Consider the following 15,771-nt stretch of genomic DNA (forward strand, 5'->3'; position numbering starts at 1 on the left):
ATGAATCAAGCGGATATTCAACAAGAGAAAGTGATGATGGAATTACAGACCAGAATATCTCAGCAATCAAAAGACAAAATCGATAAAGACGAAGCGGAAAAAAGTTTTCATTACACTGCGGTTGATTGGTTAACCAATGTCCCAAATCCAAAATTTCCTGAAGGAATTGACGAATTGCGAAAAGTAACTCCTGCACGTATAGGAGTATGGAGGACAGGAACACGTCCACTGACGAAAACAATTTTAAAATTACAGCTTGATCATGCTGCAGCTGTTGATGCGGTTAACGGAGAAGTCCCTGATAGTTTACTTAAAGAATTTAATTTATTTACAGTAGAGACTTGTTATGAAAATAAAGAGGTTTATTTAAAGAGACCGGATAAAGGTCGGGTTCTTACCGAAGAGGCAGTCAAAACGATCCAAGAAAAATGTGTGAAAAATCCTCAAGTACAAATCGTTGTTTCTGATGGGTTAAGTGCGAGTGCGATTAAGGCAAATCTCAGGGACATTTATCCAGCATTGTTGGATTCATTAGAAGTAAATGGGTTAACGCAAGGAACTCCTTTTTTTGTCAAAGGTGGAAGAGTGGCATGTATGGATCATATTGGTGAGGTCTTGCAGCCAGAAGTTCTTGTCCTTTTAATTGGAGAGAGACCAGGTCTTGTTTCTGCCAATTCTATGAGCGCCTATATGTGCTATAGACCGAGAAAAGGAATGATAGAGTCGGAGCGAACGGTGATTTCTAATATTCATTCAGGAGGCACTCATCCCGTTGAAGCAGGAGCCTACATTGGTACCGTTTTACGGAAAATGATTGATCAGAAAGCTAGTGGAGTTCGTCTAGAACTATAGTGGTAATTTGAAGGGGAAGGAAGGATAGAATGACAAATAATACGAATAACCATTTACACAAAGAGTTAAAACCGATTCATTTGTGGGGAATCGCGGTAGGAATGGTGATTTCAGGCCAGTATTTCGGATGGAATTATGGATTTGAGCAAGGTGGAACGATAGGATTAGCGATTGCTTCGATTATTGTCACTATTTTTTATACGACTTTCATATTTAGTTATTCAGAACTCTCTACATCCATTCCACACGCTGGAGGTCCATCCGCCTATGCAAGGAAAGCGATGGGCCCTTACATGGGGTTTATGACGGGCTTAGCCTGTTTACTTGAATTTGTTTTTGCTCCGCCTGCTATTGCTGTTGCGACAGGAGCCTACATTAACTTTTTAATTCCAAGTATTAACGCTGTGTATGCTACAGTGGCTGTTTTTTCATTTTTTATTTTAATTAATCTAATAGGGGTAAAAGGAGCTGCAATCATTGAGCTTGTTGCTACTATTTTAGCTTTGATCGGTTTAATTATTTACTACGTTGCTGGACTTCCTCATGTAAAGAGCTCGATGATATTTAATGACATGTCATTTTTTAACGGCTGGACTGGAGTATTTGCCTCTATTCCTTTTGCCATTTGGTTTTTCCTCGCTATTGAGGGAGGAGCGATGGCAGCAGAAGAAGTTCGTAATCCTAAAAGGGATATACCAAAAGGATTTATTTCTGGAATTTTGACATTAGCGATTGCAACAGTTTTCACATTACTTGTTACGGCGGGACTTGGCGGAGGACAAGGAAAGCCTGCTGATTATCCGCTTCCGCAAGCATTAGCTGGCGTTTATGGTGAAAACAATATGTTACCAATAACTGTCGCCGTTATTGGGTTGTTTGGATTAATAGCAAGCCTACATGGTATAATCATTGGTTACTCCCGACAAACATTTGCATTAGCCAGAGCGGGATATCTGCCTAGATTTCTCTCTAATTTATCAAAAAGAGGAGTTCCACATTGGGGATTAATTGTACCTGGTATCATAGGAGTAGTTAGTGCTGGTTCAGCTAGTTTTGCCAATGCTTTGATTATCTTATCTGTATTTGGTGCGATTACCATGTATTGTTTGAGTCTCATATCACTGTTTGTATTGCGGAAAAAAGAGCCTCATATGGAACGACCTTTCAAGGTAAGCTACCCAGTTGTTCCAGGAATAGCACTCTTTTTAGGTATTATTTCGTTCTTTTGCGTATTAAAGTATAGTGTGTTAACAACAAATCTACCTCTCTTCGGAATCGAAATTCCATTAATCGCTGTAATTTTGTTTGTATTTGGCGCGGGAAGTGTTTACTACTTCTTAGTAGGTGTAAAGAAAATTCGTCCAATATCTGAGGAATTTGTGTCTATCGAAGACGTCGCATCTAGTCAGCAGAATGTATCGTTATAAGTCTTTATAAAAAGCAGTTCATTGTTACTCCAGCTTGTCGACAAGGCCGACAAGCTTTTTTATTATTATTGTTGGTTTTGAAAAATTACCCAAGCATTTTTTAATTAATAATTTCGATTAAATCAACGAACTCTGACTTGTTTAATTCTCATATCTAATCCATAAAAAATTGAATTCATAAAAAACTCCCCTATCTTCAGCATCGTTTCTCCACTCCATCCAAGATGTTGTTTCGAAACAATTATCTGTTTGGGGATTTTAAACCGGCAATCCTGAGGAAAAATAGGTTCTTACGTTCTTTTGATGAAAAGTCGAGATAATTGAGAATGAGCAGCTAAAAAATTCTAATTTGCACACTAATTTTCTCAATTAGCCTCTCCCTATCATCAAGATTACGTAAGAACCAAAAACTAATCGCCCTTGACAAATAAAGCTAATCTAGAAAATCACTAGTTGCTTTTTTGCGATTGATATGATTGATATATTTGTTCCAACTCACTTAATGTAAGCTGGTACAGACGAGGATCAGATTTTTTGTAAATTCCCGCTTTCCAAATTCTTTTCATATAAAATTGTTTTTTCTTTTCAATAGCTTCTCTCAGGAATTTAGACATCGGACTTCCTCCTTTCTCATGAAATTTCACCTAAGTTTCACTGGTGTATTTTGCAAAGTTCTTAACAGATCAAAGTCCAAAATTTCGAGCTAAAACTCTCCATTCTCCAACAGTTCATCATGAAGCAAACCCGATTCAATCAACTTTTTTGCCAAATGTGCCGATCCAAACTCATACTTTCTCCTTTTATCACACACATATTTCAACATCTCACGAAATCACCAGCGATAGGATTGGAATAAAAAGTGACACAAGAACTGCAGACATAGTCATCCCTACACTTCCCATCGCTCCAGCCTCTTCCCCCCATTGAAATGATTTGCCCACACCGAGCGCCTGTGCGCATGCACCCATGGCCAAACCTTTTGCAATTTTACTTTTGATACTTAACCACTCTAAACATCTAGGGCCGAAAATGAGCGAAATAAGCGCGGAGGTTAATACAAATAAAATCGTTAAAGAAGGTATTCCCCCAAGCGCCTCTGCAGCAGACAAAGCAACTGGTATGGTAACGGATTTCGGAATTAGTGACGCAATGACTTCTGTCTTTAACTCCAAAACTTTAGCAGACAGCCAAACAAAAAATATTCCAAGAAAGCTTCCAAACATGATACTTACAAATATTTTATGGAAATGTTTTTTGAGGAACGGCCATTGCGAGTACAATGGGACAGCCATTGAAACTACTACTGTTCCTTGAAGAAGTGAAAACAGTCCGGTGCCATTGGAGTACATCTCATAATCCACCTGTAGTAAAAACAACAGTATGACAAGTAGAATTGTTGCTGTATATAAAGGATTTAGCCATGGTTTGTTAAACTTTTTAAATAGTTTTAAAGCAAGAAGATAGACTATCCATGTAATTAACACACTGAACAATGTATGCCCGACATAAGACATTAACATTCATCTTCCCCCTTTTTAAACTTTTCATATAATTCGGCTGCATATCCGGTTCCTAGCAGACCAAGCAAACTGCTGATGATCAAAACGACGATAAGTTTCCAAATCTGCCCTTGAAGTATGTTTAGTTTAAAGAAAATTCCCGTAATTGGTGGGATAAACAACAAAATCATATGCTTGAAATGGAGATCAGCAGCAGCGGAAACCCAATTTATCTTCACAAGTCCGGTACCAAGTGCAACTAGAAGAAGAATCATCCCCATAATACTTCCTGAAAAAGGAATGTGAAAAAATCTGACAATCACATTTCCAACAAGAAGCGCGGTTAGAATGATGAAAAACTGAAATATTAACCGGAACAGCGCGCATCACCTCCGTGTTTAGCCCGTTGTATGACTTTATTATATAAAAAACAAGTGCGATAATATCGATTTATGTAAATAAATCTAACATAAATTTTCTTTTTAATAAGAATTTAATGTTAGATAATCTTACAAAAGTATGGCCGATCAAGACGGATTGACATATATTAAGGAGTAAGAGTAAGGAGTTATAAAGGAGTAGATGCCCATGTCAATAAAAGATGAAACCTACAAAGATAAAAAAGTCATTTCGATTGGTATTGTTAGTGAGATTACAGGATTATCGGAACGGCAAATCCGTTATTATGAGGAACGGAAATTGATTTTTCCGCATCGTACAAAGAAAGGAACAAGGAAATACTCTTTCAGTGACGTGGAACGATTAATGGAGATCGCTGAAAAGATTGAAGAAGGAGTTCAAACATTTGAAATTAGAAAAGAGATGTTAAAGAAAGAAAAGGCGGTAGTCCGGGAAAAAATGATTCGCGGGCAATTAAATGCAAGATTCGGTATTCCAAAATCATCATAACTCGATGATAAGTTACTATGTCCATAGTGGTATTACATCCAAACCAATAGTCGACTTACCGTTGACTGTGTTCAAGGCAGCGATCGCCCCCGTTGCTCAGCAGCGGCCCTTTATAAACGTCATGTCAAACGCCTCCCATTTCGAATAGCGAAATAGGAGGCGTTTTTTGTTATGTCTATTTTAGAAAACAATGGGGTATGCGAAGAGGAAAGCGGATGAAAACGGTGCGGCCAACAGCTAATAGTAAAGTAGATGTCTATCATATTAGGTTTTCAAAAGGTGGACAAAACATAGTCAATAATCTCAATAGTTAATAATCTCATTTTACTTTGTACTAGTTATCAAGCGGAAGAATATAAAGGAGAACATGCTTATTATATGTTATAGAAAAAATATCGAAGGGGGATGAAAATAGCGGTGGCAGCGAAGCTTAAAAAAGCTGCGTTCAAACATGTCGAAGCAAAATGGTATTGCTATCATGATACATCGAAAGAGATACAAATGATTAGAAACAATATCATGTTTTGTCGAGAGGGAGTCGATGAAAACATAGGTGGCGTCCGTGATTCTCTTCCAGGGAAGCCGATGGAATCCATCGCTGCACGATTGGCGGCACATAAGCGATTGGCACAGTCAGAGGAAATTGCAAACGCGGTATATACACAATTTCCGGAAAGGCATCACAGGCTGATTCGATTATGGGATTGGACAAGACGGCATACAAGGGATGGACTAGCTGATAAATTAAGCAAACGCCAAGCCGTGCGGCGGCGGATGAAATTATTTATGCGATTGGGGTGGGACCGGGATGCAGATGAGTGCAGTATTTATGAAAGAGTTAGCTGATATACTCTTCAAATACAATTTAGCTTGCATAAAGTCGGATAACGGTATTATAGGCTATAAAGATGGCAAATTCAAAATGTTGAATAATACGTTTGTTAGCGCGATACCAGAAGGAATTGAAATGAGTGGTTATGGAGTAAAGCATAAAAAAGAACTTTTAGAGAAAAAAATAGTAGAAGAAATAAAAGATTGTTTTAAGAAAAACAAGATGGGTGCAATTGAGGGCAATTATTTTATTGGTTTTGATGATGGCAACAAATTCAAAATAAGAATAATGTAAAGCGAGCGATAAGCTCTTTTATTTTCGGGCAGCGGGCAGCGAAAATTTGACTCCGTTTATAAAATATCGGAATTTTACAAAAAAATAATTCTCTTTTAACACGCTATTTATAAAAATCACCTATGATGGAAGTAAAAGTGAATGGGTAGGTTGAGAGGATGAGAAACCATGAATCCAAAAAGGAAGCGATCTTACGAAACGCTCCTATATGTTTTCATGGTTTCTTTTTCTTTTACTTTGTGAAAGGGGGATTGTTTTGAGCGAACGATGGTTGGAATGTATGCGAAACGATCGGCTCATTGCTGCAATTAAAAGCCCAAAGTATCTAGAAATGTTTCTCCAAACCGAATTGCGAGTCGCCTTTTTGCAAACGGGAAACATTAGTGTGATTAAACGATATGTCGATTTATTAAAAGAACATCAACGATTTGTTTTTCTTCATGTCGAAAAGATTCCAGGAATTAGTTACGATCGGGAGGGATTGAAGTTTTTGGCAAAATTTATAAAGCCGCATGGGGTTGTAACAACAAAAAGCTCTCTCGTTCAATTAGCGAAAAAAGAAGGGCTGATGACCGTTCAGCGTTTGTTTTTAGTGGATACCGATGCGGTGGAAAATGGAATAAAAAGCATTCATGATGTTCAGCCAGATGCATTAGAGATTATGCCCGGGCTGATTCCTGAAATGATTGAGATGGTCCGGAAACAGACGCACGTTCCCATTATTACCGGCGGGCTGATTCAACATGAGAAACATATTGAAGCTGCGTTGCAAAGCGGGGCGGTGTCTGTTTCGACGGGACGTCCATGGTTGTGGAAAAAATGGGGAAGCATAAGCAGGGAAGAGGTGCATGCGCATGGCGCAAATTGAATTAGTTCATGTGTGCAAGTCTTACAACGGAAAAGAGAATGTCATTCACGATTTAAGTGTTTCCATTGAACCGGGGGAATTTTTCGTTCTTGTCGGTCCGTCTGGTTGCGGCAAAAGCACGATTTTACGGATGATAGCCGGGTTAGAAACGATTACATCCGGGACTTTGCTCATCGGCGGAATAGAGGCCAATGATCTGCCGCCGAGCAAACGCAACTTGTCGATGGTATTTCAAAACTACGCGCTGTATCCACATTTAACCGTTGAGCAAAACATTACTTTTGGTCTACATACAAAGAAAATTTCGAAACAAGAACAAAAGAAACGCTGTTTAGAGGCAGCAGAGATGCTTGGTTTGACCGATTTTCTCAAACATAAACCGCGCGAATTATCCGGTGGGCAGCGCCAGCGTGTAGCGCTGGCAAGAGCGATTGTCACTCATGCGCCTATTTGCTTAATGGATGAGCCTTTATCGAATTTAGATGCAAAATTACGGGCGAAAATGCGCTCCGAAATTCGCCAGCTGCAAAGACATCTAGGGATCACCATGGTTTATGTGACGCATGATCAAGTAGAAGCGATGACGATGGCGGATCGAATGATGATTTTATACGAAGGGCGGCCGCAGCAAATCGGGGCTCCGCTTGACATTTATAACCATCCTTCCAATACATTTGTTGCTTCTTTCATCGGCGCGCCGCCAATGAATTTGGCGGAAGCAAAGGTGTTGGAAAGTTTGCTGCTTTTTGACAGCGGACGGGCGATGCGGCTTCACCATCACTTGCCTTCTTCCATACAACAAATCATTGTTGGCGTCCGTCCGGAACATATCCGCCTTGCCCAGCCAGACGATGACCATTTTGTAGCGAAAGTTGTCAATGTCGAAGTTTTAGGTACGGAAACGCTCGTCACATTTGAACTAACGAAAAACGAGCATTGGATTGCGCGATGGAACGGGCAATGGAACGTTCATGCCGGTGAACGAGTGCCTTTAACCATTGATGAAACAGATTTCCTTTTCTTTCATGAAAATGGCCAGCGGTTGAATCGCTCGATGCCTTCTTATTCGGCCGGCAAGGAGGAGTGCCAATGAATACATCGCTTTCCGTGAAATCATCTCCATCTGTTTCGATTCGCCGCAAACGAGCGATACGGGCAACGTTGGAAGGAATAGCGTACTTGCTTCCATCTCTTATTTTGTTTTCTATTTTTCTTTTTTACCCGATGCTGCGAACCATGTATTTAAGTCTCTATGTAACAGATCATCAAGGAAATCCAGTTCAATTTGTCGGGATCGAGAATTTTATTTATTTGTTAAAAGATGTAAACTTTCTGCAAAGCGCAAAAGCGACATTGCTGTTCGTTTGCTACACCGTTCCGGCCAGTGTTTTTCTAGCGTTGTGTTTAGCGCTCTTGGCCAATGAAAAGCTGAAAGGAATCGGTTTGTTTCGCACGTTTTTTTCTTCCACGATGGGCATGAGTGTAGCGGCCTCTTCTGTGATTTGGATGTTTATGTACAATCCTTCCATCGGGGTTATCAATAAAGTGCTATCTTTATTTGGAATTTCAGACGTTCAGTGGCTGCTTGACCCTAAGATAGCGCTCATTTCTGTCGCCATTTCCGCGATTTGGATGAATACAGGATTTACCTTTCTGATTTTGCTTGGAGGATTGCAAAATATCGACTCCTCTTTATATGAAAGTGCGCGTATTGCGGGGGTGAGCTACTGGTATCAGCTTCGCAAAGTGACATTGCCATTGCTGTCGCCAACGCTCTTTTTTGTAACGACGGTTTCGCTCATTCATTCGTTCCAAACGTTTGGCCAAATCGATATGTTAACGAAGGGCGGACCGATGGACGCAACGAATGTCATTGTTTACTCCATTTATAAAGATGCTTTCATTAATTACAACTTCGGTTCGGCTAGTGCCCAAGCGGTTCTTCTCTTTTTCGCGGTTTTAGTGGTTACCTTTTTGCAATTTAAATTCGGGGAGAGGAAGGTTCATTATCAATGAACGTTTTACGGACGTTTCTGTTGTATGCCCTTCTCATCATTTGTTCTGTTGTGGTGCTGTTTCCGATTGTTTACGCGTTTCTCATCAGTTTTATGAACGGAGCGGAAGTGCTTCAGGGACATATATGGCCGCAGAAGTTTACAATGGCGAACTATGTTGCCGCGTTTCAGAAAGTTCCGTTGCTAGAGTATTTGTTAAACAGCTTTATTGTTTCGTTGATTGTCATGTCCGGACAGTTGATCGTGTCAAGCTTAGCGGCATTTGCTTTCGTATTTCTCAACTTCAAAGGGAGAGATGTCCTCTTTTTTCTATGTATCGCAACGATGCTGATCCCTTGGGAGGCAACGATGATTCCGAATTTTTTAACCGTTCAAAAACTAGGCTGGCTGAACAGCTACTTAGGATTGACAGTTCCATTTTTTGCTTTAGCCTTTGGCATATTTCTTTTGCGTCAGCACTTTAAAACGATTCCATTGGAATTATATGAGGCGGCGCAAGTATCAGGGGTTGGCCGCTTTCGCTTCTTTTGGAATATTGTTCTTCCGTTATCGAAAACGAGCTTAGTTACATTAGGAGTTTATAGCTTTTTAACGACTTGGAATATGTATTTATGGCCTTTGCTCGTTACAAATAATGACCGTGTTCGCACCGTCCAAATTGGATTAAAGCAAATGCAATCGCAAGAAATTTCGACAGAATGGGGGATGGTGATGGCGGCAGTTGTCGTGGTCATTTTGCCAACATTATTGCTGTTGTTTGTCGGGCAAAAGCATCTCCAAAAAGGACTTATGCAGGGAGCCATTAAATAAGGGGGAGAAAAATGATCATGAAAAAAGGAATTTTCATTTTGTTCGCGTTCATTTTAATGACACTGACCGCTTGTTCAAGCCAAAACAACGAAGCAACAGCCGCTCCATCTGAAAACAAAGACGGGAAAACAGAGGTCATTTTTTGGCACGCGATGAGCGGCGATTTGGAAACGGTATTAAAGGAGATTGTTGCGGAATTTAATCAGTCCCATCCTTCTATTGAGGTAAAGCCGATTTTTCAAGGCACATACGAAGAAGCGTTGGCGAAATTCAATACGGTGGCTGGAACGAAAGACGCGCCAACGATTATGCAAACATTTGAAGTTGGAACAAAGTATATGATTGATAGCGGCAAAATTCAACCTGTACAGAAATTTATTGATGAAGAAAATTATGACACATCGCAATGGGAAAAAAATATCGTCAATTATTATACGGTGAATGGAAAAATCTACTCCATGCCGTTCAACTCCTCCACGCCTGTGTTGATTTATAACAAAGATGCGTTCAAAGAAGCAGGATTGGACCCTGAAAAGCCGCCGATGACGTATAGCGAGTTAAATGAAGCGGCGAAAAAATTGACAAAAAAACAAGGAGGACAAACGACTCAATATGGTTTTTCCATTTTAAATTACGGCTGGTTTTTTGAAGAAATGCTTGCGGTGCAAGGCGGGCTGTACGTCAATAATGAAAACGGACGCAAGGGGAACGCCACGAAATCGGTTTTTAATAATGAAGAAGGATTGCGTGTGTTTGATTTGATTCGTGACATGTATAAAGAAGGAACGTTCTACAACGTAGGACAAAACTGGGATGATATGCGTGCGGCGTTTCTATCAAAAAAAATCGCGATGTATTTAGACTCTTCTGCAGGAGTGAAAACGATTATCGACAATGCACCATTTGAGGTAGGAGTTTCTTACCTGCCAGTTCCAGACGGTGTTGAACGTCAAGGAGTGATCATTGGCGGAGCGTCGCTATGGATGACTAAAGATATTAGTGAAAAGCAACAAAAAGCGGCATGGGAGTTCATGAAATATTTAGCAACGCCTGAAGTTCAAGCGAAATGGCATGTAAAAACAGGTTATTTTGCGATTAACCCAGCTGCTTATGATGAAGAGATAGTGAAAGCAGAGTGGAAAAAATACCCTCAATTAAAAGTAACCGTCGATCAATTGAAACAAACAAAATCAACACCTGCGACACAAGGAGCACTCATATCTGTTTTTCCAGAATCACGTCAAAAAGTAGTGGAAGCAATGGAAAGCTTATACCAAGGCGCTGATCTGAAAAAAGCGTTGGATCGTGCAGCGGAGGAAACAGATTGGGCTCTTGAAGTAGCGAATAAGAAATAAGTTGGAAATCAACGGGGCTGATCTGAAAGCAAAGCGTCAGACCCCACAACCATCATATGCAGGGCATAACTATATGAGGTCAGACGCTTATGGGTCAGCTCCTTTGATTTACGCATAAATGGAGGGGTGAGAGGAATGGAAGTTTATGCTCATCGAGGATTTAGCGGGAAATATCCAGAAAACACCATGCTGGCGTTTCAAAAAGCGTATGATGTAGGTGCTGACGGGATTGAATTAGATGTGCAAATGACAAAAGATGGGGAAATTGTCGTTATTCATGATGAACGAGTCGACCGAACAACCAATGGGATTGGTTATGTAAAAGACTTTCCCTATAAACAACTTCGTTTGCTTGATGCGGGAAGCTGGTTTCATGACCGCTTTGCCCGACAACGCATTCCCGCCTTGATGGAGGTGTTGGAGTGGGTTCAAGATTTGGATAAGGAAATAATGATTAATATTGAGCTGAAAAATAACGCAATTGATTATCCTTATTTAGAAGAAAAAGTGCTCAAAATGATTGGACAATTTCAGTTGGAAAAACAGGTGATATTATCTTCTTTCAACATATCTAGTATGTTAAAGGCACGGCAGCTTCATCCGACGATTGAAATCGGCACATTGTTTGAAGGAGTTCATGAAAGCGCAGTTACAAGTGCAAAGTTGGTGAATGCGCAAGCTATACATGGAGATTTGCCGTTTGTTTTGTCTTCAGAAGGAAAAAAAGCGGTGGACCAAGGGATGAAACTGCGTGTTTATACGGTGAATGATGCAAAGGTAGCATCGATGTTGCGGAATGCGCAAATTTCGGCGCTAATGACAGACTTTCCGAATGAATTTCTGACGGAGAAGTGTGAGTCTTGAAAGTCGTGGGATGTTTCTTGCGTTGGAGATTTTGTTCGAAGCAGCAGGCACGGCGATGGTGAAACGGTCAAATAGATGAACCAAGCCCCCACTATAGAGCGATATCCTCTTTTGAAATGGCTCCATGGCGAACAGTGCTCGGCACTGTTCGCCAAATGCGTTTTGAGAATGTGATTGTTCGTCAGTTTGCTTTTTTCGCCGTTTTATTTTTTTGTTTGGTTGTAAGACTCCAATAAACAGGAATTCCGGATAATGTGATTAACACGGAAAGAAAAGCATCGAGCGGCTGATGGATAACGGTGCTTCCAATAATGTAAAGCGCTCCTGCAATCGCAACGATAGGCGTTACAGGATATAAAGGCACTTTATGAGAGGTTCATTCTCCTTCTTGCCAGTAAAAAAAGTTGGCCACAACAACGGATCAGGAACGGAAAATAGCCAGAAAATCATGAGGAAATAGCGAGAGGTTCTGAAGGTTTTTTACCTAATTTATATTTATTAATAATAGAAGAAAAGACTGACTTCAAAAGGTCCATTCAACGACTTTTGAAGCCAGCCTCTTCATCCATTTAGTTTGTAAAAATGGCGTTTGACAGAAGACGGAAAAGATAATCGGTATGATCACGGAATCCGGCTTCTAAGCCGATAAGAGTGACGCCTTTATTTTTTTCTCGTACAATGACTGCCTGCCCTTGGGCAGCATCACGATTTCGCCAATGTCCCGCAATGAAAAAGTCCGGCTGATCCAAGTATGTTGCTTCAACGATATCATTTTCTGTACCGGTATACCAAGCTGGTCGGTAGACGAAGCCGATATCGTTTTGACCATATCCAGCGGTTACTTCAGTTCCTTTATAATTCACTTTAACAATACCATTGCTGTTAGAACCACCTACATTGATGATGTCATCTGTTAATCCAAGCGTTTTAGTTGCTAGGGACGCTCCTGCCCCTATGGCGATATATTTACCGCCACTTTCGACAAATTTGGTAACATTAGCTTTAAACGCGTTGTATTGTTCACTATTTTGTAAACCGAATTCCTTATTGGCATCACTTAAGTTCAAGGAAATAAGATTTTCTGTTCCGCTGTAAATAAATACATCAAAGCCATCAAGCCCTTTTGTCGCAACATCGACCGGTGTGAGTTCTGTTACCTGGAAGCCAAGTCGATTAAGGGCGAGTTTCGTTCCGGCATGGGATTGTTGTTTTCCCATTCCTCCGTCTTTTAAGATCGCGATTTTGACATTTGATAATGCAACAGCATCTGCCGGCACTGTCGCTGTTTGCAAATGTAGTCCAGACTCTTTTACTGCTTCAAAAATATCGTTAGCTGCCGCCTCTGTATAGAAATTTCCTTTTGAATCCCGTTTAACTGGTACCCCTTGTTGAAGAAGGGTATTAACGAGATTTACCGCCTGAACAGAGCTGTTTAGGATGATATACGGTCCTTTGCCGGAAATAGAACCTTGGTTATTGACTTGGTGCACTTTGGTAGCTGTCACTTCGATGTCGCTATCGGTCGCGACTGCCTCAAATCCCCATAGCTCAGGCAAGCTCCATGCAGAAATATCATACATAGCCGGCGTGTCGTTTGTAATATCCTCCCCATCCCAAAGCATTGTGTTCGCTAAACCGGCTTTCGCCTGATCCATTTTTACAATATAAGTACCTTTTGCATACGTTTTGCCATCGACGGAAAAAGGCTTGGATGCTTGTAAAACTTCAATGTCGTTGCGTAGCAAGTGACGGACCGCTTTTTCCGTGACCGTTGGATCTTCTGCATCGACCGGCAAAATATACGCTTTCGGGAAGAATCCGTCTGGGTGATACGAATGATTAAACGTAATGCCGCGTTTAAATATTTCGATTTGGTCTTTCATCATTTCTTGTTTATGTTCCGTAGCAAACTTCAGCGCGCCCATAATCGCGTCGTAATGCCAACGGACCCCGTCCCAATCGTTTGTCGGCGCCTCTAATGTATGGCCGTAGGCACCGTGATACATGGCGTACATTGGTGTAAAAATTGGCGGATAATCGTCCCAGCCAGCAGTGTCATCCCGCTGCGGAATATAGGTTCCTTCCATCGTCTGGTATAGAGCTCCTTTATATTTGTCCTTGTTGGCCATAATCTCTTTTTCCATTGCTTCTGCCTGTTGAAACGCCCATTTGTTGTACAGGTCGTATTCATAGTTTGGATTATGCGGCGGCGTACAAGGTTCGATGAGACCTTGTTTGTTCGGTGCGTAATTTTTTACATAACCGTGAGTGTCTAAAAAGACCATTGGGTTCCATTCTTTGATCAGCTCTACGGTCTCCCGTGTTTCTGGCTGGGATTGCGTAATAAAATCGCGGTTTAGATCGATTCCCGCCCCGTTAAAACGGGTTGCGTTGATACGCCCATCCGGATTTTGTACCACGTTAAAAATTAAGATAGTGTTCGCTAAAATCTTTTTTGTTACTTCATCGTTCTGCGTTGCAAACCGCTCAATCAATTGAAGAATGGCATCGCTGCCAACAAACTCATTGCCATGGATGGAACCGTTAATCATAATGGGCACTTTAAAGTCTTCGTTATTGGTCACCCAATCTTGCGCTTTTCCAGGGTTTTTAAACATCTGCTTTCTTAGCGCTTTAAACTTTCCAAATTTCCCTTGTGCAGATGGATCCGCAATTGTTACGACATAGAGAGGATAACCGTTCGCGGATGTTCCTCTTATTTCTAACTTCACTCGGTTCGATTGTTTTTCGATCTCTTTAAGCTTTGCGCCAATTTGCGAGAATTTCACAAAATCATAGTTTTCGCTATTAAACTTGCTTCCATCTTGTTCTTCAAATGTATTAACATTCGTCCATTTCGTAGACTTAGCAAGCGTGGTTGACCACGGGGCAGAGGCAAGTACTCCTATCGCCAGAAGACCACTAAGTATCTTTTTTCTCTTCATTCGTTTCTCCTCCCTCCTTGAAAATACATTGATTTTGAATATTTATGAAAAAATTTCGATTTTAATATATTTCAATAAACATTTTAACGCAAGATAGAAACTGGTATTTGATACTGATTTCCTAGTTAAAATAACAAGATGGATTAGTTTGGTGTGTATTAATATTTATACATTATAAAGATTGGGAAAGGGTGTATTGCAATGAGGGTTCAATACTCTGTATCAAAGAGATTAGATAGTAAAACCGTAGGAAACCAATTGTCATAGATGATTAATCTTTGACTTTACTTGATACTTGGCGAACAGTGCTTGTCACTGTTCGCCAAGAAGTACGCCTAGTTCTTTTATAGTAGACAGCAAAGAGGAAAGGCTTACAGGTAAAGTCCCGTTGTGTAAACAGTTGTAATAGTTTGGGCAATGTCTTCTACGGATGCCTGGTGTTCATTGCGAACAATTTCCCAAAGATACATTTCGTTGGTGAAAAACCAGCCGCGGGCAACCAGTTCGGGATTTAACTGCGCTTTGGCTAGTCCTTTTTTTTGTGAATAGGCAATATCTTGTGAAATTCGCTGGATGAATTTTTCCCTGATTTCTTTCCATTTAGCGGACACAACCGGTGAAACTCCAATAGCCTGTGCAAACACTCGCATCATGCTTCGTTCTGCTTCTGCCATCTTTAAAAATGAATATGCCTGTTTTTTGATGATTTGTTGAGCTTCTTCTTTTGACGTTGGAAAGAAGGGCGTTTCTGCAATTTGATAAAATTGTTCCATCACATCTTCCATTAGCACTATCAAAATTTCGTCTTTTCCTCCAAAATGTACGTAGGCTGTACCGTATCCCACATTTGCCTTTTTGATAATTTGAGTAATCGTTGCTTTTTGAAACCCTTCCTCCATGAATACTTCTTTTGCTGCTTGTAATAGTTTTTGGCGTGTCATGATGGAACGCATATGACGTTTATCGGCTACTTTGCTAGTATTCACGACATTCCCTCCATTCGTTTCCTTTTTAATAGCATAAATAGAATTGGATGAAAACGAAAGGGTTATTTACGAATAATTTTAATATTTAAATTAATATTTAGAAATTTTTTTATTT

16 protein-coding genes and 1 pseudogene are annotated in these 15,771 nt (G+C 40.4%); 11 read left to right on the forward strand and 6 right to left on the reverse strand.

Going from position 1 to position 15,771, the window contains the following annotated elements:
• Together eutC and eat are read left to right on the forward strand one after the other, a co-directional pair.
• Positions 1-852 carry an ethanolamine ammonia-lyase subunit EutC gene (eutC, locus tag BV455_RS16745; RefSeq protein ID WP_061579415.1) on the forward strand — a complete coding sequence of 284 codons (852 nt, stop codon included), beginning with the start codon at positions 1-3 and terminating at the stop codon, positions 850-852.
• Positions 853-881: 29 nt separating this feature from the next.
• Positions 882-2,279: an ethanolamine permease gene (gene eat, locus BV455_RS16750; protein WP_043905117.1), complete on the forward strand. Its 1,398-nt coding sequence runs from the start codon at positions 882-884 to the stop codon at positions 2,277-2,279.
• 449 nt (positions 2,280-2,728) lie between these two features.
• Here eat and BV455_RS16755 read toward each other — a convergent pair whose 3' ends face one another.
• The 3 genes from BV455_RS16755 to BV455_RS16765 all read right to left on the reverse strand — a co-directional run bounded on the left by BV455_RS16755 (position 2,729) and on the right by BV455_RS16765 (position 4,059).
• Positions 2,729-2,893, reverse strand: a complete 165-nt coding sequence (locus BV455_RS16755) for a Fur-regulated basic protein FbpA (protein WP_082791614.1) — start codon at positions 2,891-2,893, stop codon at positions 2,729-2,731.
• Between the two features lie 210 nt (positions 2,894-3,103).
• On the reverse strand, positions 3,104-3,799 hold the full coding sequence (locus tag BV455_RS16760; protein WP_061579414.1) for an LrgB family protein: 696 nt from the start codon (positions 3,797-3,799) through the stop codon (positions 3,104-3,106).
• Positions 3,793-4,059, reverse strand: a complete 267-nt coding sequence (locus tag BV455_RS16765) for a CidA/LrgA family protein (protein ID WP_235605562.1) — start codon at positions 4,057-4,059, stop codon at positions 3,793-3,795. Before BV455_RS16765 ends, BV455_RS16760 begins: the two co-directional genes overlap by 7 nt.
• Before the next feature lie 307 nt (positions 4,060-4,366).
• Here BV455_RS16765 and BV455_RS16770 point away from each other — a divergent pair, with 307 nt between their 5' ends.
• The 9 genes from BV455_RS16770 (at position 4,367) to BV455_RS16810 (ending at position 11,725) form a co-directional block, all read left to right on the forward strand.
• Positions 4,367-4,687 (forward strand): MerR family transcriptional regulator, encoded by a 321-nt coding sequence (locus BV455_RS16770; RefSeq protein WP_043903899.1) that lies wholly within the window; start codon positions 4,367-4,369, stop codon positions 4,685-4,687.
• Between the two features lie 417 nt (positions 4,688-5,104).
• Complete coding sequence (locus BV455_RS16775; RefSeq protein WP_161939240.1) at positions 5,105-5,533, forward strand: transcriptional regulator; 429 nt, start codon at positions 5,105-5,107, stop codon at positions 5,531-5,533.
• On the forward strand, positions 5,496-5,813 hold the full coding sequence (locus BV455_RS16780; protein WP_061579411.1) for a hypothetical protein: 318 nt from the start codon (positions 5,496-5,498) through the stop codon (positions 5,811-5,813). The genes BV455_RS16775 and BV455_RS16780 overlap by 38 nt, the downstream gene beginning before the upstream one ends.
• 280 nt (positions 5,814-6,093) lie before the next feature.
• A complete protein-coding gene (locus BV455_RS16785; protein WP_061579439.1) occupies positions 6,094-6,681 on the forward strand; it encodes a glycerol-3-phosphate responsive antiterminator in 588 nt (195 codons plus the stop codon).
• Positions 6,668-7,774, forward strand: a complete 1,107-nt coding sequence (locus tag BV455_RS16790) for an ABC transporter ATP-binding protein (RefSeq protein ID WP_061579410.1) — start codon at positions 6,668-6,670, stop codon at positions 7,772-7,774. The genes BV455_RS16785 and BV455_RS16790 overlap by 14 nt, the downstream gene beginning before the upstream one ends.
• Positions 7,771-8,697: a carbohydrate ABC transporter permease gene (locus tag BV455_RS16795; protein ID WP_061579409.1), complete on the forward strand. Its 927-nt coding sequence runs from the start codon at positions 7,771-7,773 to the stop codon at positions 8,695-8,697. The genes BV455_RS16790 and BV455_RS16795 overlap by 4 nt, the downstream gene beginning before the upstream one ends.
• Positions 8,694-9,506: a carbohydrate ABC transporter permease gene (locus tag BV455_RS16800; RefSeq protein WP_061579408.1), complete on the forward strand. Its 813-nt coding sequence runs from the start codon at positions 8,694-8,696 to the stop codon at positions 9,504-9,506. The genes BV455_RS16795 and BV455_RS16800 overlap by 4 nt, the downstream gene beginning before the upstream one ends.
• A gap of 17 nt (positions 9,507-9,523) precedes the next feature.
• Entirely contained in the window at positions 9,524-10,861 is a 1,338-nt protein-coding gene (locus tag BV455_RS16805) for an ABC transporter substrate-binding protein (protein ID WP_218688061.1), read from the forward strand.
• Between the two features lie 135 nt (positions 10,862-10,996).
• Positions 10,997-11,725, forward strand: coding sequence for a glycerophosphodiester phosphodiesterase (locus tag BV455_RS16810; protein ID WP_061579407.1), 729 nt, complete (start codon positions 10,997-10,999; stop codon positions 11,723-11,725).
• Between the two features lie 181 nt (positions 11,726-11,906).
• On the opposite strand, the pseudogene BV455_RS16815 reads toward BV455_RS16810, so the two are convergent.
• The 3 genes and pseudogenes from BV455_RS16815 to BV455_RS16825 all read right to left on the reverse strand — a co-directional run.
• Positions 11,907-12,095 (reverse strand): annotated as a pseudogene (locus tag BV455_RS16815) (serine/threonine protein kinase); the annotation flags it as partial.
• Positions 12,096-12,294: 199 nt separating this feature from the next.
• Positions 12,295-14,670: a M14 family zinc carboxypeptidase gene (locus BV455_RS16820; RefSeq protein ID WP_218687433.1), complete on the reverse strand. Its 2,376-nt coding sequence runs from the start codon at positions 14,668-14,670 to the stop codon at positions 12,295-12,297.
• Positions 14,671-15,041: 371 nt separating this feature from the next.
• Positions 15,042-15,656, reverse strand: a complete 615-nt coding sequence (locus BV455_RS16825) for a TetR/AcrR family transcriptional regulator (RefSeq protein ID WP_061579404.1) — start codon at positions 15,654-15,656, stop codon at positions 15,042-15,044.
• Positions 15,657-15,771 lie beyond the last annotated feature (115 nt).

Origin of the sequence: Parageobacillus caldoxylosilyticus (assembly GCF_019272935.1) — a bacterium.
Taxonomy (GTDB): Bacteria; Bacillota; Bacilli; order Bacillales; family Anoxybacillaceae; genus Saccharococcus; species Saccharococcus caldoxylosilyticus.

Coding starts and splice junctions, on each gene's coding strand:
- eutC (WP_061579415.1), top strand. CDS start 1: ATGAATCAAGCGGATATTCAACAAGAGAAAGTGATGATGGAATTACAG.
- eat (WP_043905117.1), top strand. CDS start 882: ATGACAAATAATACGAATAACCATTTACACAAAGAGTTAAAACCGATT.
- BV455_RS16755 (WP_082791614.1), bottom strand. CDS start 2,893: ATGTCTAAATTCCTGAGAGAAGCTATTGAAAAGAAAAAACAATTTTAT.
- BV455_RS16760 (WP_061579414.1), bottom strand. CDS start 3,799: ATGTTAATGTCTTATGTCGGGCATACATTGTTCAGTGTGTTAATTACA.
- BV455_RS16765 (WP_235605562.1), bottom strand. CDS start 4,059: ATGGGGATGATTCTTCTTCTAGTTGCACTTGGTACCGGACTTGTGAAG.
- BV455_RS16770 (WP_043903899.1), top strand. CDS start 4,367: ATGTCAATAAAAGATGAAACCTACAAAGATAAAAAAGTCATTTCGATT.
- BV455_RS16780 (WP_061579411.1), top strand. CDS start 5,496: ATGCAGATGAGTGCAGTATTTATGAAAGAGTTAGCTGATATACTCTTC.
- BV455_RS16785 (WP_061579439.1), top strand. CDS start 6,094: ATGCGAAACGATCGGCTCATTGCTGCAATTAAAAGCCCAAAGTATCTA.
- BV455_RS16790 (WP_061579410.1), top strand. CDS start 6,668: ATGGCGCAAATTGAATTAGTTCATGTGTGCAAGTCTTACAACGGAAAA.
- BV455_RS16795 (WP_061579409.1), top strand. CDS start 7,771: ATGAATACATCGCTTTCCGTGAAATCATCTCCATCTGTTTCGATTCGC.
- BV455_RS16800 (WP_061579408.1), top strand. CDS start 8,694: ATGAACGTTTTACGGACGTTTCTGTTGTATGCCCTTCTCATCATTTGT.
- BV455_RS16805 (WP_218688061.1), top strand. CDS start 9,524: ATGAAAAAAGGAATTTTCATTTTGTTCGCGTTCATTTTAATGACACTG.
- BV455_RS16810 (WP_061579407.1), top strand. CDS start 10,997: ATGGAAGTTTATGCTCATCGAGGATTTAGCGGGAAATATCCAGAAAAC.
- BV455_RS16820 (WP_218687433.1), bottom strand. CDS start 14,670: ATGAAGAGAAAAAAGATACTTAGTGGTCTTCTGGCGATAGGAGTACTT.